Source organism: Dietzia sp. Alg238-R159 (assembly GCF_900537145.1).
In the GTDB taxonomy this organism is placed as follows: Bacteria; Actinomycetota; Actinomycetes; order Mycobacteriales; family Mycobacteriaceae; genus Dietzia; species Dietzia kunjamensis.
This window is the reverse complement of sequence record NZ_UNRI01000006.1, coordinates 155350-176838: the sequence shown is the minus strand read 5'-3', so window position 1 is coordinate 176838 and position 21489 is coordinate 155350. Positions and strand designations below refer to the sequence as shown.

The window sequence follows — 21489 nt, the reverse complement described above, 5'->3', positions numbered from 1 at the left end:
ACCCGTTCACCGTGAAGGATTGATCCTCGATGACCCAGACTCAACCCTCCCAGATGCACCCCGCGGTGGATCTGATCGACATAGATCTGGGCGTCACGGGCATGACCTGCACTTCGTGCTCGGGGCGGGTCGAGCGCAAGCTCAACAAGCTCGACGGGGTGGACGCCACGGTCAACTTCGCCACCGAGTCCGCGTCCATCTCCTTCGACCCGAGCAAGGTCGACACGGACGCGCTCATCGAGACCGTGCGCGGTGCGGGATACGACGCGTTCACGATGAAGAATGACGACGACCAGGCTGTGGACGCAACTTCCGCAGGTGGCGGCGCCGGTCCCCGAGACCAGATCGAGGAGGCCAGGGAACGCGAGACCGCAGACCTCAAACACCGTCTGATTGTCTCGGCTGCACTCACGGTCCCGGTGGTCTTGCTGAGCATGATCCCGGCACTGCAGTTCACCAATTGGCAGTGGGCCGTGCTGACCATGGCCACCCCCATCTTCTTCTGGGGAGGCGCACCCTTCCACAAGGCCACCCTCGCCAACCTGCGGCACGGCTCGTTCACCATGGACACCCTGGTCTCCATGGGCACGGCGGCCGCCTACCTCTGGTCACTGTGGGCACTGTTCCTCGGCAACGCCGGCATGCCCGGCATGACCATGGAAGTGCATCTGCTGCCCACAAACTCCACGATGGACGAGATCTATCTGGAGACCGCCGCCGTGGTGATCTCCTTCCTGCTGCTGGGCCGCTGGTTTGAAACCAAGGCCAAGGGGCAGTCCTCCGCCGCACTCAAGGCGCTCCTCGACATGGGAGCCAAGGACGCCGCCGTCCTCCGCGACGGCGTCGAGGTCCGCATCCCCGTGGGTCAGTTGAAGGTCGGCGACATCGTCGTGGTGCGCCCGGGCGAAAAGATCGCCACCGACGGTCGCGTCACCGAGGGTTCGTCCGCGATCGACGAGTCCATGCTCACCGGCGAATCCGTCCCGGTTGAGGTCACGTCCGGCTCCACGGTGACCGGCGCAACCATGAACACCTCGGGAAGACTGCTGATCGAGGTCACCCGCACCGGCGAGAACACCACACTGTCCCAGATGGCCAAGCTGGTCACCGAGGCGCAGTCCAAGAAGGCCCCGGTCCAACGACTGGTCGACCGCATCTCGCAGGTCTTCGTGCCCATCGTGATCGTCATCGCGATCATCACCCTGCTCGTGCACTTGTTTGTGGTGGGAGCGGGACTGGCCACCGCGTTCACCGCCGCCGTGGCCGTGCTCATCATCGCCTGCCCGTGCGCACTGGGCCTGGCCACTCCCACCGCACTCCTGGTCGGTACCGGCCGCGGCGCCCAGATGGGACTGCTCATCAAGGGGCCCGAGGTCCTAGAGTCCACCCGGCGCGTCGACACCATCGTCATGGACAAGACCGGCACCGTCACCTCCGGAGTGATGTCCGTCAGCCAGGTCACCACTGCCGCCGGATTCGACCGGACGGATCTGCTGGTCAAGGCCGCTGCGGTGGAGGCCGCGTCCGAGCACCCGATCGCCCAGGCCATCGCCCGCGAGGGTGCAAAGAGTCTGGCGGGCGAGGGCCCCGTGGCCGACAGGGAGGCCGGATCCGCCATTCTGCCGGAGGTCACCGGGTTCACCAATACTGCAGGCCGTGGCGTCACGGGCACCGTCGACGGTGCCGTGGTGACCATTGGTCGCCCTGAGGGCTCCCTGCCGGCGGACCTGCGGACCGCGTTCGACGATGCCCAGAAGCGGGGCGGCACCCCTGTGGTCGCCCAGATCGACGGCACCGTCGCGGGCGTGATCACCGTCCGCGACACCGTCAAGCCCACCTCCGCCGAGGCGGTAGCCGGACTCAAAGCTCTCGGATTGACCCCGTGGCTGCTCACCGGCGACAACGCCGGAGCCGCACGTGTCGTGGCCAGCGAGGTCGGCATTGATCCGGCCAACGTGATCGCCGAGGTCATGCCCCACGACAAGGTCGCCCAGATCGAGAAACTGCAGGCCAAGGGCAAGAACGTCGCCATGGTGGGCGACGGCGTCAACGACGCGGCAGCTCTCGCCCGGGCCGAGCTCGGACTGGCGATGGGCGCCGGCACGGACGTGGCGATCGAAGCCTCCGACATCACTCTGATGAACGACGACCTGCGATCCGCCGTGGACGCGATCAGGCTGTCACGCCGGACCCTGGGCACCATCAAGGGCAACCTATTCTGGGCGTTCGCCTACAACCTCGCACTGATCCCCGTCGCTGCGATCGGACTGCTCAACCCCATACTCGCAGGCGTCGCAATGGCGTTCTCGAGTGTGTTCGTGGTGACCAACTCCCTACGCCTGCGCGGGTTCACCTCAAGCCACGCGACCCCCAACCACGACCAGACCAGGAGCCAGTCATGACGGATACCCCGGACCTCGCCATCGACCCTGCAGCCGAGCACGATGCCGAAGCCGCTGGCTGCGAGACCCACAGTCACCACGGCTACATGAAGGAAAAGGACCGCTACAAGGCCCGGCTCAAGCGGATCGAGGGCCAGGTGCGGGGCATCCACCGCATGATCGATGAGGAGCAGTACTGCATCGACATCCTCACCCAGGTCAGCGCCATCAATTCCGCACTGCGCAACGTCGCCCTCGGCCTGCTCGACGACCACATGCGCCACTGCGTCGCCGACGCAGTGAACAAGTCCGACGAGGCCGCAGAGATCAAATTCAAGGAAGTGGCCGACGCCATCGCCCGCTTCTCCCGCTAACCCCGCTGATTCACGGGGATCTGCGGATCGCTGGGCGAAAATAGACCGAAGTGCTTCCTGAACAGGGGAAACTGGGACTTGTCTAAGGTTCCATGTTCTCCAGCAGAAAGCACTCGGTAGGTGAAGCGTACTTCGTGGTCGTCCGGCCTGTCCGTTACTGCTGATGGTGTCGGGGTGATCTCCCACGCCGGAGCCATCGCACCCCGCCTTCTGGCGGATCGAGTGGGGCTGACCGTCGAACTGTCGAAGGCCATGACTCAGACGGTTCATCCCAATCCACGACCGCGGCCGGGTACTGATCGACGTCGCGGTGATGCTCGCCGATGGCGGCGAATCCATCTCAGACATCGGCGTCCTGCGCCACCAATCCGAGGCCCTGGGCCCGGTCGCCTCGGCCCCGACGGTGTGGCGCACACTCGATGAGATCACTGCCGGCAAGCGCAAGAAGATCCAGGTAGCGCGTGCCCGCACCCGCCGTCACGTGTGGTCCCGCCTGCCCGGCGGGGTGCCCGCATCGGCATGTGCGGGGCGGGATCTGGGATCGACGGTCGTGCTCGATGTGGACGCCACGATCGTGGTCACCCACAGCGAAAAAGAGAACGCCGCACCGACGTACAAGCGCACGTTCGGGTACCACCCGATCGGTGTGTGGTGCGACAACACAGAGGAGTTCCTCGCCGCGAGCCTGCGCCCGGGCAATGCCGGGTCCAACACCGCGGCTGACCACATCGACGTCCTGGGCCAGGCGATCGCGCAGATCCCCGCCGCTCACCGCCGTGACCTGCTGATTCGATCCGACGGTGCAGGCGCCTCCCATGACCTTCTGGATTGGATCACCGAACAGAACGGCATCCGCGGTCGACGGGTGGAGTACTCGGTCGGGTTCTCAATCACCGCCCCGCTACGCCGGGCCATCGCGATCTGCCCAGAGGCTGCGTGGGGGCCGGCATTGAATCCCTCCGGCGACATCCGAGACGGGGCCGAGGTTGCCGAACTGACCGGCTTTCTCAGCCCCAGGATGCTCGCCAAGTGGCCAGACGGAATGCGAGTCATCGTCCGCCGCGAACGGCCCCACCCGGGTGCTCAGTTGTCGATGTTCGAGGAGATCGACGGGTGGCGCTACCAAGCATTCGTCACCAACACTGCCACCGGTCAGCTGCAGTTCCTCGAGGCCAGACACCGGGCTCACGCCCGGGTCGAGGACCGGATCCGACACGCCAAAGACACCGGCCTGGGCCGTCTGCCCTCGCGGGAGTTCGCTTTAAACCAGGCCTGGCTCGTGGCGGTGATGCTCGCCGCGGATCTGGTGGCCTGGACCCGGATGCTCGCTTGCACCGGCGACGCCGCAGTTCTGGCCTTGTGCGAGCCCAAAGCGCTGCGCTACCGCTTCCTCCACGTGGCAGCCCGGCTGGTCCGAAGCGGCCGACGGCGGCGCGTGAAGATTCCCGAAACGTGGCCCTGGGCGACTGCCATCGTCGCAGTGTTCAACACGATCGCCGCGATCCCAAAACCGGCCTAACCTCACCCACCCGCCCACGACAGCACCACCGGAGACCCGCCCACCGGCAGCGCCAGCCGGCACTCCTGCACGCCCACCCACGAAATGGATCCCGCCGTCACCCGACAGCAGCAATCCTCACGCTCCGTGAATCAGCGGGGCTAATAGCACTGTTTGTGCCTCCGGATCAATATCGACGGCTGCGTCTTTGATCCACGCAACACCCTGAGGGATCACGGAGGACTCCGAGCGTTTAGATTCCTCCTGTGGAGCACATCCACCGCCGACCAGGGTCCACAATGGCTGGTAGTAGTGAGTATCGCTGGGCTCGATGAGACCGACGTCCTCCTGTCCCGCGTGGCGCAGTCGGGCGGCCAGGCTGATTCCCGCGTTGCCTCCACCGATGATCAGAATTGCATGGTGAGTGCTCATGTTGGAAGCCTTTCGTAGCAGCTGTGGCAGTTCTGCCACCCCGCAATGTACCCCCCAGGGTATATAAGTACAGCGGATGGAGGGTCTCCCTTTAGGATCCACTGCTCGGCCTTGGCGTCGATGCCATCGATGACCCGGTGTTCGCCGACCTGGTCCCAGCGCGTACTTCTACGGAATATAGAATTACACGGCGGAGTCGATGATCAATTGCGGTGAACCCCCTGTGAGGACGTGTGTGGATGGTGATGCGCAGGTCGACCACGCGGCCCGCCCAGGGGATCGATCCCTGGATGCTCGAGGCCGAGCGGACTGTGCAGCGGATTTCCACGCGCCCGGACCTCGGGCCCGCACCGAGATCCTCCCTCGTGGCGCTGGGGCTGTTGGCAGCCCTGCGGGCACTGGGCCTGGTGCTGGTGGCGGAGGCTGTCGCGCGAGGGATCGCGGGACTGGCGGTCGGCACCCTCTCGACCGGGTCGGTGCGGGCGATCCTGGTACTCGGTATGAGTGGTGTGCTGCTGCGGGCCGCTGCCGAATGGGCGACCGAGACGAGTGCACGCAGGGTCGCCATCGCCGTCAAGCAGAACCTGCGGGGTCGGCTGTGGCGCCACATGGTGCAAGCGCACGATCCCCGGGGCGGGACCGCGGTGCTCGCCACGGATGGCTTAGACGATCTGGACGAGTACTACCTGCAATCCGTGCCGGCCATAGTCGCGGCGATCGTGGTGCCCCCGCTACTGCTGGTACGCATCCTCGCCGCCGACTGGGTCAGTGCACTGGCGATTGTAGTGACGATCCCGCTGGTGCCACTGTTCATGGTCCTGATCGGCCGCCACACCGGTCAACGCACAGATGCGGCGTTGCGTGCTCTGGCCAGGCTGTCTGACCATCTGGCCGAACTGGCCCGCGGACTGCCAGTGCTGGTCGGGCTCGGCCGCGTCGAGGAGCAGACGGACTCGCTGGACACCATCCAGCGGATTTACGGGCGCCGCACGCAGGAGACGCTGAGGTGGGCGTTCCTATCCGCCCTGGCACTTGAGCTCATCGCGACGATCTCTGTGGCGGTAGTAGCGGTCTTCTTGGGTCTCCGCTTGCTTGGCGGGTCGATGGACCTACAGCCCGCACTGCTCGCGCTGCTGCTCGCGCCAGAGTGCTTTACCGTGTTTCGCCGGGTCGGGGTGGCATTCCATGCGTCACAGGATGGCCTCGCGGCTCTGCACCGAGTGCGCGAACATCTCGAGGTAGCACCCGGGACTGACCTGCGAGAAGCCCACGGGGCCACGGTCCGCGTCGCAGGGCTCGAGGTTCGCTATTCCGGTCGCGGGGCCGCGGCATTGACTGGTCTCGACGCAGAGCTGAGCGGCATTGTCGCCGTGACCGGGGCCAGTGGAGCCGGTAAGTCCACGTTCCTCTCGGCGCTGGTCGGGGCGCTGCCGGTCGATGCGATAGTGCATGGTCGAGTCACTGGAATCGAGGCTGACCTCGTGGGGTGGTCACCCCAGTCGCCGCGAGTATTCGGTGCCACCCCACGGGCGGAACTCGCGTTGTATGGCGCGGATCCCGCGGCCGCTCTGGCCGAGGTCGGACTATCCCGGGTCGCCGAGTCGGCTGCCGCCGAACTCAGCCCGGGGGAACTCCGACGCCTGTCTGTGGCGCGCGCACTGGCCCGCGTGGACGCCGGCGCCCGCCTGCTGGTGCTCGACGAGCCGACTGCCCACCTTGACCACCATGCCGCTGAGCTGGTCAGGGACGCGATCGTGCGCCGGGCCGAGCGTGCCACGATCGTGCTGGCGAGCCACGAACCGATGACACTTGATCTCGCCACGAGCACTATTCGGATCTCTGGGCAGGCCGGCCGCGCAGACGATGACGCATCCGCGCTCACCGAGGCCGCTCGGGACGGTGATCTCGGCGCCTCCCCGGTCCCCGCTGTGGACGGGAATGCCGATCAGGGTCGTTACGGGCGGGGACCAGAACAGGGAGTCTGCGCGGGGGCGGACGAGCAGGTGTCGGACGAGACAGGCGGCGCCCAGCGTCTGTCACTCGGTGCGCTGATTGGTGCCCACGGCAGGCTCTGGGCGGGGGCGGTAGGCATCTCGGTGCTCGCCACCTCGCTGGGCTTGGCGCTCACCGCGCTGTCGGGATGGTTGATCGTCCGATCGAGCGTCGAGGAGTACATCATGTATCTCCTGGTGGCGATCGTCGGAGTTCGAGCGTTTGGGATCGGACGCTCGGTGGCCACATACGCCGAACAATTACTCACCCATCACGCCGCCTTTCGAACCATCGATGACCTTCGGCTGCGGCTCTGGCGAGCGATCGCAGCACGAGGAACCGGATCCCGGCGGCTGCTCGAGGGTGGGGCGCCCCTGGACTACCTCGTGACCCAGGCCGATGAACTGCGGGACCAACTCCCCAGAGTCGTTACGCCCGTGATCTCCGGAGTCGCCGTACTGCTGGGAGCCACACTCACCACCTGGTTGGTCACCCCCGAGTTCACTGTGCAGGTGGGGGTGAGCCTGAGCGCGACCATGGCCCTCGGCGCGGTCCTAGTGGCAACGGTCGAACGTGGGGGCGATGTGGCCAGGGTTGCTGGTCGGTCCCACCTGATACGGGGGTCGGCCTCATTGAACGCGGCAGCGGCGGACCTACGCGGTAATGGAGTGGCAGCGGCGGCGGTCGACCAACTCGACGAGCTGAACCGGAAACAGGCCGCCGCCGAACGGCGCGCCACCCGCGGCACAGGGCTCGGAACGGCGGCGGTGACAGCAGGCACGGGCCTCCTAGCGGTGCTCGTGGCAGTGTCCGATCCGTCGGTGGGTGCAGAACGAGCCAGTGTGATTGCCCTCCTGTGCCTGGCGCTGGGTGAGTCTCTCGCCGCGTGGGTCTCGGCAGTGCACCGAGTGCCGTCCGTGCGATCACTGCTGCAGAGCCTCGGCTCCGTACTGGGCCCCTTCCCGCAGACCGCATGGGGCGTTGGCGCGCCGAACGGCCCCGTGAATTCGGTGACGCTGGAGAAGGTTACTGCTCGGTATCCGCACACTGCGCGACCGGCCGTGGCGGAGGTGGATGCTGTCGCGCGCACGGGGTGCTGGTTGTTCCTCGACGGGCCGTCCGGATCGGGTAAGTCCACGCTGCTATCCGCCGTGATGGGGGCACTGCCCCTCAGTGGCGGCACGATCTGGGCCGAGACCTCTCCGATCACGACGTTCGCCGAAAAGGAATGGCGATCCCGCGTGGCCTGGTGCCCGCAGGACGCCTACGTCTTTGACTCCACCCTGCGCGGCAATCTCCTCCTATCCAGGCCGGCCGCCCAGGCCCCCGATGACGCCGCACTGCGGCGGGTTCTCGAGCGGGTCGGTTTGACCGTTCTGCTCGACGCGCTCCCCGACGGTCTGGACACCCGGGTCGGGGCCGGCGGTCGGGCCCTATCAGGAGGGGAGCGTCAACGATTGGCGGTGGCACGGGCACTGCTCACGCGCGCCGACGTTCTCCTGCTCGACGAGCCGACTGCGCACCTAGACGCGCCGACAGCCGACGCCATGATGGAAGATCTCCGTACCGCCGCCCACGACAAGGTGGTGATCCTGGTTTCACACCGCCACAACGACCGGCGGCCCGAGGACCAGGTGGTCCGACTCAGCTGAACGAGCCGGAGCGAGCCGTCAGATCCGCATCGTTCACTCATGGCCGGGGGCCGGGGCACCGAGACGGCGGAGTCGATCGCTCATGCGGCCGCCGCGGCAGGAGGCCTGGTGGCCGCAGCCGCGCTCGTTCCTGCTGCTCCCGCTGCGGTCGTCGTCGCCGACGCTGTCGGTCTCACCGCTACCGTCGGCGGCACCGACCCGCAGGATCGCGCGGGCCACCACCTCGTCGCGTACTTCGCGGCGAGCTTGGTCGTCGGCCAACATCTCCACCATCGCGGCGACCTCCGTCTCCGCGAGGACCGCTGTGGGCAGCCCCGGTAACGCTGACCGCCAGGCCCGGAATGCCAGCTGCAAGATGTCGTGCCGCTGCTCCACGTGCGCGCGTTCGTGGGCGATCACGGCCTCGAGCTCATCTGGATCCAGGTTGTCGAGAAGTCCCTGGGAGAGCACCGTGACAGAACCGGCGCCACGGGGGATGCAATATGCCACTGGTGCGGCCTCATCGATAACCCGCGTTCGCGCGCGGGTCGGGTGGGGCGCTGTGAGTAGTTGGAGCAGCGTCAAATGTCGGCGCCGTTGCCGCGTGACCTGGACGACGGTCGCACCCAGGTGCGCGAGAAGGTAGCAGCCCAGCAGGATTGCGGGGACGACCGCGGCCAGGGGATGGATCGGCGCGACCGCGCGGCCGATCAGCGCGAGTGCCCCGATCATCGAGACCCCGCCGGCCAGGCCGATGGCCTGCCAGAGAAGGAGCGCGCGGGCCGGGGCGTGCATCGGCCAGCGTGCGCGAGCCAACAGGACCGGCACCGGCCAGGCCAGGGCCAGGGCGACCCCGGCCAACAGGAGCCCCACGGCGCCGGTGGACATCGCCGACTGGGGGATCAGCCGTTTCCCTTCAGTAGGGTGCGTAACGCCGCCGCCTCATCGTTGGAGACCCCGCCGACGAACCGTGCAAGTACCGCGTGCCGGTCCCGGGAGTCTCCAAGGACTTCGTGCATGAGTTCCGCGGTGTACTCCTCCCGCGTGGCCACAGCGCGGTAGCGGTGGGGGCGGGCGGTGCGATCCGAGACGACCAGACCTTTGCGTGCAAGGCGGCTCAAGACCGTGAGCAGGGTGGTCACGGCGGGTGGGCGCTCCCGGGAGCTGTCGAGCACGTCCTTGACGTCGTATGCCGTCACCAGCCCACTGTGGTCCCAGATTACGTCCATAACGGCACGCTCCAACTCGCCCAGGGTCGCCACGGTGATCCTCTCCTCCTGCTGTGTAGCCGGATTCTATCAGTGGCGAAAGAAATTCGACTCTCGGTAGAAATATTTCTACGCTATGTAGAATGCCGATGGCGGGTGAACACGACACCCGATCCGGTGAAAGGGGTTGGCGTCCTATGGACGTTGTCGAGATCGCACGCTGGCAGTTCGGCATCACGACCGTCTACCACTTCCTCATGGTCCCGCTCACTATCGGACTCGGGGCGATGGTTGCCGTGATGCACACCGCCTGGGTGCGCAGCGGCCAGGAGAAATTTCTCCGGATGACCAAATTCTGGGGAAAGCTCTACCTCATCAACTTCATCCTCGGCGTGGCCACGGGCCTGGTCCAGGAGTTCCAGTTCGGAATGGCCTGGAGCGAGTACTCCCGGTTCGTCGGGGACGTGTTCGGTGCCCCGCTCGCGCTCGAGGGTCTGCTCGCCTTCTTCCTCGAATCGACCTTCCTCGGTATCTGGATCTTCGGCTGGGGCAGGCTGCGCAAGGGCGTGCACCTCGCGGCCCTGTGGTGCGCGGTGATCGGATCCTGGGTCTCGGCGTACTTCATCATCGTCGCCAACTCGTGGATGCAGCACCCCGTGGGCGTCGAGCTCGGCGAGGACGGCCGGCCGGTCATGACTGACGTGTGGGCCGTGCTCACCAACAACACCGCACTGGCAGCGTTCACCCACGCCGTCTTTGGTGCGCTCGTGGTGGGAGGGATGTTCCTGCTCGGGATCGCCTGGTACCACCTGTGGCGCCGCCGGCATGACGGGATCGACACCGTCGACGAGCGCGGGCACGTGATCGTGGGGCAGGCCCAGGACATACCAGGACGCGACCGCACCGACCACGGCGTCTGGATCTGGTCCCTGCGATTCGGCGCGATAGTCGCCATGGTGGGGTTCCTCGGCACAGTCGTCACCGGCGACATCCAGGGCAAACTCATGTACGAGCAGCAGCCCATGAAGATGGCTGCCGCCGAGGCCGCCTGCCACTCCGGCTCCTCCTTCTCGGTGCTCTCGCTGGGCAACCCGGGATCCACGGACTGCCGCGACGTCACCACTCTCATCGAGGTCCCCGGCGTTCTCGGCTTCCTCGCCACCGGGGAGTGGGGCGTCGACATGCCGGGTATTCGCGACCTCGAACCCGAGTATGTGAACCGCTACGGCGAGACGATTCCGGACGACGCCCTGTACGGCGACCGGGCGGGCGCGCAGATCGAGTACGTCCCCGTCATGTGGGTGACCTACTGGGGCTTTCGCCTCATGATCGGCCTCGGCGGGATAGTCGCCGCCGCCGGAGCGGTTGCCCTGTGGCTCACCCGGCGCGGCACCGTCCCCGGATCCCGCGGGCTCATGCGACTCGCGCTCGCCGGAATCCTCGCACCGTTCGCCGCGAACATCGCCGGATGGATCTTCACCGAGATGGGCCGACAGCCGTTCGTCGTGGCCCCGAACCCCGCCGTGACCGGAGCCGACTCCGTGTACATGTACACCCAGGCCGCCGTATCTCCCGGTGTGACCGCCGGGGAGCTGCTGTTCTCCCTCATCTCCCTGGGCTCCGTCTACGGGGTTCTGCTGGTCGTCGAGGTGTACCTGCTGGTGCGGTATACGCGCGGTGGAGTCGCCAGTGCGATGCCCGAACTCGTTGGTCAGGACGACGACGACGTCGACGACCCGGACGGCGAGCACGACGACGTGCTGTCGTTTGCCTACTGACCACGAGACGAGGAACAACCATGGAACCCCTTGCAATCATCTGGTTTGTCGCCATCGCCCTCCTGTGGACCGGGTACCTCCTGCTCGAGGGATTCGATCTGGGCGTGGGCATGCACATGATCTTCTCGACCCGCAGCGAACGCGACCGCCGCGTCATGCTCAACACCATCGGCCCCGTCTGGGACGGCAACGAGGTGTGGCTCATCACCGCCGTCGCTGCCCTCTTCGCCGCGTTCTCGCCCTGGTACGCCGCGCTACTGTCCGCCCTCTACGTGCCGCTGACCCTCGCGTTGCTCGGACTCATCGTGCGGGCCGTCGGTATCGAGTACCGGGGCAAGGTCGGCACAAGGGTCTGGGCGACGTTCTGGACGTACATGATCGGCCTCGGTTCCGCGGCCGTCGCGTTCTTCATCGGCGCGCTGCTCGCGCTCACCTCGATCGGACTGCCTATCGACGGCAACGGCGACCGCGTCGGCGGTCCCTTTGCCTGGCTCTCGTGGCCCGCCCTCGTCGGTGGCCTCGCCGTGGTGGGATTTGCCCTGGCCCACTCCGCCACGTTCCTGGCGCTCAAGGCCGACGGCCCAGTGCGGCGGCGCGCATCCGGTTTCGCCGTCCGGTGGGCTCCCCTCTGCCTGCTGCCGCTGCTCGTCTGGATTGCGATGGTGCAATTCGAGCACGGTGCCGGACCGGCGGGGTGGACGGTCGCCCTTCTCGCCGTGGTCTCCGGTGGCGTCGGATGGGCTCAGGCACGCGCGGGCCGGGAAGGGCTCGCGTTTACCGGCTATGCCGGCACCGGCCTGTTCGGGCTGGCCGCGATCTTCCTGGCCATGTTCCCGGTTCTGCTGCCGTCCACTATCGACAGTGCCTTTGACATCACGGTGCAGTCCGCGGCGCACAGCACCTATACCCTCGGCGTACTGTCCGTCATCACGGTCGTGGCGCTGCCTGTGATCCTCTGTTACCAGGCATGGAGCTACTGGGTGTTCCGGCACCGCGTCACGCCCGGGATGATCCCCGAGCCACACGTGGTTCTGCCGGCGATTCTGCGGGCCGAAGACGCCGGGCGCCAGGTGTAACCACCCATCAGCCGACTGCGACCAACCTGATGGCCGGGTCCGTCGTAGACGGCAGGACCGCCTCGGCAGACTGGCCCCCATTGAATTCGAGACCATCATGACCGACGAGGCCCTTCAGACCGCGTGACTAACCCTGTCACCTAACCGTGCATCAGCTCCCGGCGCTCGGTGGCGGGTTTCTGCCAGTACTGGCTGGCGGTCCGGTGTCGTGCTGCAGTGCCTACCGCGAGCAAGATTCGCGGGAGGCGCTATTGCTACGACTGCGGGAGGTCGCGGGTCAGCGGGACTACTTCCCACTGGGTGTCGCTTCGCACCTCCTCGACCAGATCCGGCCTAGTCGAGTAGACCTCGATCCATCCTGTCTCGGGTTGAATCTCGAGGAACAGTGTCTCGTCGTCGGACCACAAGAAGGATGGTTCGGGGTGGAGGAACGGGTCCATGAGAGCCGCCGTGGAAGCTGATACCAGCTGGTAGTCGTAGGAGCTGCCATAGTCGCCGTCATAGACGATTGTGATAGTGCGTGCGGCGTCGGATGTTCCGATTGGATCGCCGTTCACTGTCCAGATCGCGGCTTTCCACTGCAGGACAGACGCGGTGCTGCAGTAGCGCTGCGCGATCTCGATGGCAGGGCCAGCGCTACACCCGACCAGGCGATCCACACCTATCGCCAGCTCCGGGGTGTTAGCGCTGTCGATCATCGATGTCAATCCACGGCGGGGCGGATACTGCGCACCTACACGCTCAGCGACCTCATGCCATGAGCTCCACCCGGCCACGTCGCGGCCCGTATGGAGCGTGATCGGACACAGGATCCGCACCCCGTAGGGAAAGAGATCTCGGACAGCACCCACGGTCCCGGTCTCGAGCAACGCTGCGATGCGCCCCTTGCCGCACACTGGCGACCACCCATCCATGTCGCTTCCCCTTCCTCGTCTACGTCGTATGTCGTTGGAGGGCGCGGTACAACGTTGACCGTCCGACTTCCAGATCGCGGGCGATCGCCGACGGCCCCTCCCCTGCCTCGATGCGGGCGCGGGCCTTGTCGATCTGCTCGTCAGTCAGGACGCGTTTGCGTCCCTTGTACTTGCCCTTCGCCTTGGCGATGGCGATGCCCTCGGCCTGGCGTTCACGGATGATGGCCCGCTCGAACTCGGCGAACGCACCGAGCAGCGAGAGCATCAGGTCTGCTCTAGGATCCTGGGCGCCGGCGGCGTAGGTGGCCCGCTCGTGGACGAACTCCACACTGGCGCCCTTGGCGGTGATCTCGCCGACGATCTGCTTGAGATCAACCAGAGAACGGGCGAGCCGGTCCATCGACGCAACAACCAGCTCGTCACCGTCCCGGAGATACCTGATGCACTCTTCTAGCTTCACGCGATCGGCACGCGAGCGAGCGGACTGTTTCTCGACGTAGACCCGGTCGCACTCCCCCACCGCTTCGAGCTGACGCGCCTCGTTCTGATCGGCCGCCGACACCCGCACGTACGCCACTCGCTGCCCACGAGGACGCGAGGCCCGGCGAGCCGGCTTCGGATCCGGCTTTGGCTTTCGTTTCGGGTTCCGCTCGATGATGTTCTCCGAGTCCGTCGACTCCACCCGAAAGCTCCAGCCCAACTCGTCCCGGCGCCGGAACCGAGTCCGCTCTTTCCCGCGGCTAACGATGAGCACCTCCTCGCCACCATCACCCGAACGGTTGAGCAACGTCCCGATCCGATCGGCCATCGAAGAGACCCTTTCGCCCGGAATCTGTATCAGTAGATATTAGACCCGACGGGAAGACGTTTCATAAACGCCGAAGTGGTGTGGCTTTCGCCGTTATATGGCGGGGTTCTGTCGACGCTCTGTGGCGGCATCTGCTCATGGCGATACACGCGAGCACCGGTCTGGTCACAGATAGCGGCAGACGGTCGTGGTGTCGCATTTGGTGGGGTCGCTGGTGGTGGCACTGTGGTGAAGGTGCGCGACGGTGTGTCGCAGTGCTTGCAGGTCGGCGATTTGGCGGTCCAGGTCGCCCAGGTGGGCTTCGAGCAGGGCGTGCACGTGCTGGCAGGGTGCGACTCCGGCGTCGCGGATGTCGAGGATCTCGCGAATCTGGGCCAGGGTGAGCCCAGCGGTGCGGCCGCGGCGAACGAAGTCCAGGCGCGCCAGGGCCGCAGGGGTGTAGTCGCGGTATCCGTTGGCGGTGCGCTCAGGCGCAGGTAGTAGGCCGGCTTCTTCGTAGAAGCGCAGCGTCTTGGTTGTGGTGCCGCTGGCCACGGCCAACTCACCGATGCGCACAGTGGCCCCTTTCTCGGCTCTCGTCCATGTTCGCCTTGACCTTCCCCTGCGCTGGAACGTCCACTATGGACGCTGAAGAGGGGTCACGCGAAGGAAGGTGGGCAAATGGGTGTGGACTACGACGTCGATCTGGCCGTGATCGGCTCAGGAGGCGCGGCGATGTCCGCCGCCATCGCGGCCAGCCAGGCCGGTAAGAGCGTCGTGCTGGTTGAGCGCGGTGTTCTGGGCGGGACGTGCGTGAACATCGGCTGCGTGCCGTCCAAGACGCTCCTGGCGGCCGCCGGGGCCCGGCACGCCGCGCTCACCAATCCCTTCAAAGGTGCCCCAACGTCAGCCGCACCGGTGAACCTCGGCGATCTGGTGGCCCAGAAGGACGCACTCATCGAGCGCCTGCGTGATGCGAAGTACGCCGATGTGGCCGCTGCCTACGGCTTCCAGGTCCGCCCAGGCCAGGCCAGCTTCCTGGACGGGGACACCCTGGCCGTCGACGGCCAGGCGCTGCGGGCCCGGGCCTATCTGGTCGCCACCGGTGCCACCCCCGCCATCCCGGAGGTGGTCGGTCTCGACTCTGTGGACCGGCTGACGTCCACCACCGCGATGCAGCTGACCGAGCTGCCTGAGTCCCTGGTCGTTATCGGTGGCGGGTACGTCGGGATGGAGCAGGCCCAGCTGTTCGCTCACCTCGGCACCCGGGTCTCTGTGGTCGGGCGTCTGGCGCCGCACGCCGAGCCGGAGCTGGCCCAGAGACTTCGGGAAGTCTTCACCGACGACGGCATCACCGTGGTCGAAGAGCGCGCGACCACTGTGGCCCGCGAACCAGGCCCCGCAGGAGAGGTGGTGGTGACCACGGACTCGGGCGAACAGGTGCGCGGCGCGCAGGTCCTGGTGGCCACCGGACGCCTGCCCCGCACCGACGGCCTGAACCTGGCCGCTGCCGGTGTGGACGTGGACGAGCGCGGCTTCGTCGTGGTCGACCAGACCCAGCGCACCTCCAACCCGCGCGTCTGGGCCGCCGGTGACGTCTCGGGGGCTCCCCAGTACGTCTACGCCGCCGCCGCCGGCGGTCGGGCCGCCGCGCTCAACGCCCTGACCGAGGACAGGTACCCGCCGGCAGCTCGGGTCGACTACGCCGGCTTTCCTGCGGTCGTGTTCACCCGGCCCCAGCTGGCCTCGGCGGGGTTGACCGAGGACGAGGCCCTCACCCGAGGGCACGCGTGCGACTGCCGCGTCCTGGACCTGTCCGATGTCCCCCGGGCGCTCGTCCAGCACGACACCCGCGGGGCGGTGAAGCTCGTCGCCGACGCCGTGAGCGGCAAGGTTCTGGGCGTGCACGCCCTGGCGGACGGTGCTGGGGAGATCATGCTGGCGGCCACCTACGCCATCAAAGCCGGGATGACCATCGACGATCTGGCCGACACCTGGGCGCCGTACCTGACCATGAGCGAAAGCCTGCGCATCGTGGCCGGCCTCTTCCGAAACCAGATGCCGACGTCATGCTGCGCCTGATACCCGCGGCCCCAGCCAGAGGGCGGCGACAGGACTAGACCGGGTCGGCGGCTCACGGGTGCGTGGGGGTCTGCCTCGGCCTTATCAGAGTCCGAATGCTCCGCCGTTGACCAGGATGAAGGCGCCCAGGCCGATCAGGACAATCGGGAACAGGATGTGCTCCCAGCGCTCCAGAACTTCGGCGATCGGTCGGCGGGTGGCGACGAACTTGGCCAGGCCCACCAGTCCCGCCACCAGCACCAGGAACACGACGCAGTAGGCGACTACGGCTCCCGGGCCCACGTTGAGAAAGACGGGGACGTAGACGCCGATGTTGTCTCCGCCGTTGGCGAAGGTCACGCCGGCCACGGTCCACACGGCGACGTTCTTGCCCTCGATCTTTGCGTCGTCGTCATCATCGTCCCCGCGCCAGGCCTGCCATGCGGCCCACAGTCCCAAGCCGAGTGGGATCAGCCCGAAGTAAGGGATGGCCTCCGGGGGCAGGAAGGCCCCCGCGCCCAGGGAGACGAGCACAGCGGCGCCGAGTATGCCGACGAACCCAAGATACTGGCCGACCAAGATGCGTGAGGTGGTTCCGCGTTGGCCGGCGCCGCGGGCGAAGAACAGCGACAGGACGATGATGTCGTCGATATTGGTGGCGATGAACAGACCGATCGCCTGCAGGGCTGAGGACAGGATCACGCCTGCACCTCCATGGCCTGACAACCCGGCACTGAGCAGTCGGGCTCCAAACAGAGGGCGTTTTCGTTGACCGCCAGGGTGACCTCGACCAAGGAGGATAGCGACCGCGCCAAGTGCGGATCGGAGATCTCATACCGGGTCTGACGGCCTTCGGGCATGGCGACAACGATCCCGCAGTCGCGCAGGCATGCCAGATGGTTCGACACGTTCGGCCGTGTCAGCTCCAAATCGCGGGCCAGCTCCGCCGGGTAGGCCGGCTGCTGCAGCAAGGTCAGCAGTATCCGGGACCGCGTCGGGTCGGTCATCGCCCGCCCTAACCGGTTCATCACATCCACACGAGAGACAAGAGTCAGCATTTGCTGAACTATACAGCGTCTGCTGAACTGTTGCGGCATCGCCTTAACAACCTACAGTCTTATGAGACACCAGGCGGGGACCGGACGCCGAGACCGCTTCATGGGCCGATGGGCACCTTCTGCCTCTCGCGAAGTCGTCTCACCGTGAACTGTCGCAGGGTGGTGCTCGGTAGGGGTTTGTGAGTCATAATCATGTCATGAGGCTCTTGGGGTACACCCGCGTGAGCACTGCGAGTCAGGACGCGCAGTTGCAGTTGGATGCACTCGTGGATTCCGGGGTGCAGAAGCGGGATGTGTTCGCGGATGTGACCTCGGGTAGCCGGACCGCGATCGAACGCCCGGGGATGAAGCGCCTGTTGGACTATGCCGAGTCCGGCGACACGGTCGTGGTGTGGCGCATCGACCGGCTCGGCCGATCCTTGATCGATGTCCTCAACACCGTGAACCTGATGCGCGACAAGGGCGTAAAGATCAAGTCGCTTTCGGACGGCATCGACCCGGAGACCACTTCCGGCCGGTTAATGCTGGGCATGCTGGCCACGCTGGCCGAGTACGAGCGCGAGCTGATCACCGAGCGAGTCAATGCCGGCATCGCTGCGGCGAAGCAGAGCGGTACCCGGTTCGGTCGGCCGCCTGTTGACCCGGCGGTGATTGCGGAGAAACTCGACATCGCTCGGGACGCCCGCGCCAAGGGTCGCACCGCCGAGGAAGCCGCCCGATTGGTCGGATGGTCTCGCGCCACGCTGTACCGGCACCAACAGGCTGCCCGCGACCGCGACATGGTCTCCCAGCAGGTGTGACATGGACGGGCCGCAGCGGTGGCGAATCCTCCGGCTTCACGTCGAGGACGGCATCTCGCTGACGACCCTGGCCCGTGACACCGGCACCGGGCTGCGGACACTGCAACGCTGGCACCAGCTTTACAAGACCGGCGGCATCGCGGCGTTGGAGCCGCGGCCACGACGCGACACGGGATCTCGACGCACTCCGGCGGAACTGGTCACGTTTCTCGAGCACCTCGCGCTGACCCGCCCACGCCCGAGCACCGCTGCATTGCACCGGCTCACCACGGCCGAAGCGGGTCGCTTGGGGCTGACGGCCCCGAGCTATGCCACGGTCCGCGCCATCGTCCACGCTTTGGACCCGGCCCTGGTGACGCTTGCTCTGGAGGGGCCGGCAGCATATCGGGACCGCTATGAACTGGTGTTCCGCCATCGCGCCGAACGGCCGAATGTGACGTGGCAAGCCGATCACACCGAACTCGACATCCTCATCACCGGCGCCAGCGGCACCCCCGACCGGCCCTGGCTGACGGTGGTGATGGACGACTACTCCCGCGCGGTCTGCGGGTACATGGTCTTCACCGGGGCGCCATCGGCGATGAACACCGCGCTGGTGCTACGACAGGCGATCTGGCGCAAGACCGAACCGGCCTGGGCGATGTGCGGACTACCCGACGTCCTCTATATCGATCACGGCAGCGACTTCACCAGCCGCCACCTCGAGTACACCGCGGTCTCACTGAAAATCCGCCTCATCTTCTCCACCGTCGGTCGCCCGCAAGGCCGAGGCAAGATCGAGCGGTTCTTCGGCACAGTCAACACCGAGCTCCTGGCCACCCTGCCCGGACATCTGGCACCAGGGGCCAAGACACCTCCATCTCTGGATCTACCTGCGCTCGATCAGGCGATCGCCGGTTTCATCGCCACCTACAACGAGCGGACCCACCGGGAGATCGGGACGAGCCCGAAGAAGGCGTGGATCGGTGACGGGTGGTTGCCACGCATGCCCGAATCCCTCGATGAACTCGACGGACTGCTGCTGACGGTGCCCAAGCACCGCACCGTGCAGCGTGACGGCATCCACTTCCAAGGCCGGCGCTACCTCGCGCCAACTCTGGCACCGTTCGTTGGCCGCCCGGTGACGATCCGCTACGACCCGCGTGACATCTCCGAGGTTCGCGTATACGACCGCGACACCTTCCTCTGCGTGGCCATCGATGAGGCGCACCCGAACCAACGGGTAAGCCTGCAAGAAGTCGAGACCGCACGCCGAGCCCGCCGGCGCCAACTGCGCAAAGACATCAACGACCGCATCCCGCGTATCGCCGATCGGGCCGAACCGCGCACCGCCGCCCCCGGAGCGCGGCCAACCAAGCTGCGCACCTACGAAGAGGACTAAGGATGGCCAAGGACTTCATCATCACCAAGGAACATCGCCGGTTCACCGAATTCGCCACCGCGGTACGCAAGGAACGCACCATCGGCATCTGTCACGGCGACGCCGGCATCGGCAAGACCCAATCGGCACGCCGATACGCCCACTGGGACACCGTGGAACCGTTCATCACCGAATGGGGGCCGCGCACCGAAGACGACGCCAAGCTTTATGCAACTGCGAACCGGTGCCGGACCGTGTTCTACACCCCCGAGGTGCTCCCCAGGCCCAAAATCCTCATGCACGAGATCGCGCACCTGCAGACAAAGCTCGGCATCTGCATCGACGAACACCAGCGCAACATCGGCAAAGTCACCGGCGCCCACTCAGGTCACACCAACAAGTGGGTCGAGCTGCTCATCATCGATGAAGCCGAACGACTGGCCCCGACCGCACTCGAACTCCTCCGTGATGAACACGACCGCTACGACCTGGCGATCATCCTCATCGGCATGCCTGGCATTGACCAGCGGTTTCGCCACTACCCTCAGCTCTACAGCCGCCTCGGATTTTCACACCGATACCGGGCACTAGGACGCGAGGAACTGCTCTTCGTCCTCGATCGCCATTGGAAACGCCTCGGCCGCACTCTTGACCCAGACGACTTCACCGACGCTCAAGCGATCGCCGCGATCGAACGCATCACCCGGGGCAACTTCCGCCTCCTCGAACGCCTCTTCCCTCAGATCGCCCGAGTGCTCAAGATCAACCAACTCGAGACCATCACCGACGACGTCATAGAATCCGCCGCCAGCATCCTCGTGATCGGAAACTAACGCCCCCAAGCGATCACAGAAAACCGCCGCAAAGCACTCAAACCCACACCGAAGTGGACCCTGTGACACAGCGGCGACGGTAGACCTCATATCGTCCCGCACGGGTGTACTCGACAAACCACATTGCTGCTAAGGAGTACTGGGGAGATCTACGAGCGTCGCCAGCGGTCAGTGGCGAGGATCAACCGGCTCTCCAAAAAACAGAGACTGACAAGCCCCTCTGGCAACCGACGCGTCTCCAGTCGGCAAAACCTGTCGGGCCAGGCGTCAGCCGAGCAGCCCCTCGGCCGCGATCCGCCAGTCCTCCACCGGCGGCGTCAGCACGTTCTCGCCGAGCACCTGCACCAGCACGGTCGAGGCCCCTGCGTCCAGGTGCTCCTGCACCCGCGCCCGCGTCGCCTCGACCCCGCGGGTGACCATCGCGTGCTTGAGCCGATCGCTGCCCCCGCGCACGTAGTCCGACTCGTCGAACCCCTGCCGGGTCCACGAGTTCCGATAGTTCGGCAGGCCTGTATAGACGTTGAGGTGATCGTGGGCCCGCGACCGCCACACCTCGTCGTCGTCGTCGACCCCCTCGGCCACCACCGCGGCGTGCTCCACGACCAGGGCCGGCCCGTCGTCGGCGGTCCCGCCGAGGATCTCGCGCGCCTGCGCGGTGTGCTCGGGCAACGTCAGATACGGGTGGGCGCCGGCGGTGCGGTCGCGCGACAACTCGAGCATCTTGGGGCCGAGCGCGGCGAGCACGACCGGCGGCATCGTGTCCTCGCCCGCCGCCATGGGTTGAGTCCGGTCGAGCGCGTCGAGGTACTCACGCATCGCCGACAGCGGCCGGCCGTAGTGGTGGCCGCGGTGGCGCTCGACCAGCGGCGCGTGCGAGACGCCGAGACCCAGGACGAACCGGCCCGGGTGCATGGCCTCGATCGTGCGGGCGGCCGCCCCCGCCGCCGAGGCGTCGCGGCCGTAGATGTTGGCGATGCCGGTGCCGATCGCCATCCGGCGCGTGGCGCCCAGGTACAACTGCGCGGCGGTGAAGGCCTCCCGGCCGACGGCCTCGCCGAACCACAGCGAGCCCCAGCCCTGGTCGTCGAGCTCGCCGAGCACGTCGGGGATCGCCGCCGGCGTCAGTCCCTCCAGCGAGCCGGTCCACAGGCCGATCCGGCCGAGCTGCTCGCGACCTGCTCCGCGCCCGCGGTCTCGGTTCGATGCGCTGTCCTGAAGAGCACTCATGTCCCCGAGTGTGCCCGACCATGTCGTCGCCGGGCCGGCCATTCGCCGCAAACGGCCGCGCCCGTCGCCCCGTCCGCGA

General features: G+C 66.6%; 18 protein-coding genes and 1 pseudogene. 10 read left to right on the top strand and 9 right to left on the bottom strand.

Going from position 1 to position 21489, the window contains the following annotated elements; all coding sequences use genetic code 11:
* Positions 1-29: 29 nt before the first annotated feature.
* The 3 genes from G6R20_RS14325 (at position 30) to G6R20_RS14315 (ending at position 4274) form a co-directional block, all read left to right on the top strand.
* The gene (locus G6R20_RS14325) at positions 30-2402 is read left to right on the top strand and encodes a heavy metal translocating P-type ATPase (protein ID WP_163376775.1); all 2373 of its coding nucleotides are present in this window, start codon (positions 30-32) and stop codon (positions 2400-2402) included.
* A complete protein-coding gene (locus G6R20_RS14320) occupies positions 2399-2755 on the top strand; it encodes a metal-sensitive transcriptional regulator (protein ID WP_163376774.1) in 357 nt (118 codons plus the stop codon). Before G6R20_RS14325 ends, G6R20_RS14320 begins: the two co-directional genes overlap by 4 nt.
* Before the next feature lie 313 nt (positions 2756-3068).
* Positions 3069-4274, top strand: coding sequence for an IS1380 family transposase (locus tag G6R20_RS14315; protein ID WP_240341488.1), 1206 nt, complete (start codon positions 3069-3071; stop codon positions 4272-4274).
* A 147-nt stretch (positions 4275-4421) separates the two neighbouring features.
* Here G6R20_RS14315 and G6R20_RS14310 read toward each other — a convergent pair.
* Positions 4422-4685: pseudogene (locus G6R20_RS14310) on the bottom strand (FAD-dependent oxidoreductase); the annotation flags it as partial.
* Between the two features lie 239 nt (positions 4686-4924).
* Between G6R20_RS14310 and cydC the strand changes: the two are divergent.
* A complete protein-coding gene (cydC, locus tag G6R20_RS14305; RefSeq protein ID WP_141763932.1) occupies positions 4925-8329 on the top strand; it encodes a thiol reductant ABC exporter subunit CydC in 3405 nt (1134 codons plus the stop codon).
* A gap of 33 nt (positions 8330-8362) precedes the next feature.
* Here the strand turns inward: cydC and G6R20_RS14300 are convergent, their stop codons facing one another.
* Together G6R20_RS14300 and G6R20_RS14295 are read right to left on the bottom strand one after the other, a co-directional pair.
* On the bottom strand, positions 8363-9196 hold the full coding sequence (locus tag G6R20_RS14300) for a M56 family metallopeptidase (protein WP_163376772.1): 834 nt from the start codon (positions 9194-9196) through the stop codon (positions 8363-8365).
* Between the two features lie 14 nt (positions 9197-9210).
* On the bottom strand, positions 9211-9570 hold the full coding sequence (locus tag G6R20_RS14295) for a BlaI/MecI/CopY family transcriptional regulator (protein WP_163376771.1): 360 nt from the start codon (positions 9568-9570) through the stop codon (positions 9211-9213).
* Between the two features lie 143 nt (positions 9571-9713).
* Between G6R20_RS14295 and G6R20_RS14290 the strand changes: the two genes are divergently transcribed.
* Together G6R20_RS14290 and cydB are read left to right on the top strand one after the other, a co-directional pair.
* Positions 9714-11294, top strand: a complete 1581-nt coding sequence (locus G6R20_RS14290) for a cytochrome ubiquinol oxidase subunit I (protein ID WP_070719689.1) — start codon at positions 9714-9716, stop codon at positions 11292-11294.
* 20 nt (positions 11295-11314) lie between these two features.
* Positions 11315-12370: a cytochrome d ubiquinol oxidase subunit II gene (gene cydB / locus G6R20_RS14285; RefSeq protein ID WP_070719690.1), complete on the top strand. Its 1056-nt coding sequence runs from the start codon at positions 11315-11317 to the stop codon at positions 12368-12370.
* Between the two features lie 254 nt (positions 12371-12624).
* On the opposite strand, the gene G6R20_RS14280 is transcribed toward cydB, so the two are convergent.
* The 3 genes from G6R20_RS14280 to G6R20_RS14270 form a co-directional block, all read right to left on the bottom strand.
* Positions 12625-13068, bottom strand: a complete 444-nt coding sequence (locus tag G6R20_RS14280; RefSeq protein WP_163376770.1) for a hypothetical protein — start codon at positions 13066-13068, stop codon at positions 12625-12627.
* Positions 13069-13303: 235 nt separating this feature from the next.
* A complete protein-coding gene (locus G6R20_RS14275) occupies positions 13304-14092 on the bottom strand; it encodes a recombinase family protein (RefSeq protein WP_107749164.1) in 789 nt (262 codons plus the stop codon).
* A 165-nt stretch (positions 14093-14257) separates the two neighbouring features.
* A complete protein-coding gene (locus tag G6R20_RS14270; RefSeq protein ID WP_007928756.1) occupies positions 14258-14647 on the bottom strand; it encodes a heavy metal-responsive transcriptional regulator in 390 nt (129 codons plus the stop codon).
* Positions 14648-14752: 105 nt separating this feature from the next.
* Here G6R20_RS14270 and merA point away from each other — a divergent pair, with 105 nt between their 5' ends.
* Positions 14753-16153 (top strand): mercury(II) reductase, encoded by a 1401-nt coding sequence (merA, locus tag G6R20_RS14265; protein WP_069388808.1) that lies wholly within the window; start codon positions 14753-14755, stop codon positions 16151-16153.
* Positions 16154-16237: 84 nt separating this feature from the next.
* Here the strand turns inward: merA and G6R20_RS14260 are convergent, their stop codons facing one another.
* Together G6R20_RS14260 and G6R20_RS14255 are read right to left on the bottom strand one after the other, a co-directional pair.
* Positions 16238-16834, bottom strand: coding sequence for a cadmium resistance transporter (locus G6R20_RS14260; protein ID WP_069388809.1), 597 nt, complete (start codon positions 16832-16834; stop codon positions 16238-16240).
* On the bottom strand, positions 16831-17190 hold the full coding sequence (locus tag G6R20_RS14255) for a metalloregulator ArsR/SmtB family transcription factor (protein ID WP_069388823.1): 360 nt from the start codon (positions 17188-17190) through the stop codon (positions 16831-16833). Before G6R20_RS14255 ends, G6R20_RS14260 begins: the two co-directional genes overlap by 4 nt.
* A gap of 197 nt (positions 17191-17387) precedes the next feature.
* Between G6R20_RS14255 and G6R20_RS14250 the strand changes: the two genes are divergently transcribed.
* Genes G6R20_RS14250 through G6R20_RS14240 form a run of 3 tightly spaced genes read left to right on the top strand, consistent with a single transcriptional unit; the run spans position 17388 to position 20183 of the window.
* Positions 17388-17990 (top strand): recombinase family protein, encoded by a 603-nt coding sequence (locus G6R20_RS14250; RefSeq protein ID WP_094364518.1) that lies wholly within the window; start codon positions 17388-17390, stop codon positions 17988-17990.
* 1 nt (position 17991) lies between these two features.
* On the top strand, positions 17992-19371 hold the full coding sequence (locus tag G6R20_RS14245; protein ID WP_163376769.1) for a Mu transposase C-terminal domain-containing protein: 1380 nt from the start codon (positions 17992-17994) through the stop codon (positions 19369-19371).
* A 2-nt stretch (positions 19372-19373) separates the two neighbouring features.
* Positions 19374-20183: an AAA family ATPase gene (locus G6R20_RS14240; RefSeq protein ID WP_163376768.1), complete on the top strand. Its 810-nt coding sequence runs from the start codon at positions 19374-19376 to the stop codon at positions 20181-20183.
* 267 nt (positions 20184-20450) lie between these two features.
* Here the strand turns inward: G6R20_RS14240 and G6R20_RS14235 are convergent, their stop codons facing one another.
* Positions 20451-21410 (bottom strand): TIGR03620 family F420-dependent LLM class oxidoreductase, encoded by a 960-nt coding sequence (locus tag G6R20_RS14235; protein WP_163376767.1) that lies wholly within the window; start codon positions 21408-21410, stop codon positions 20451-20453.
* Positions 21411-21489: the final 79 nt, after the last annotated feature.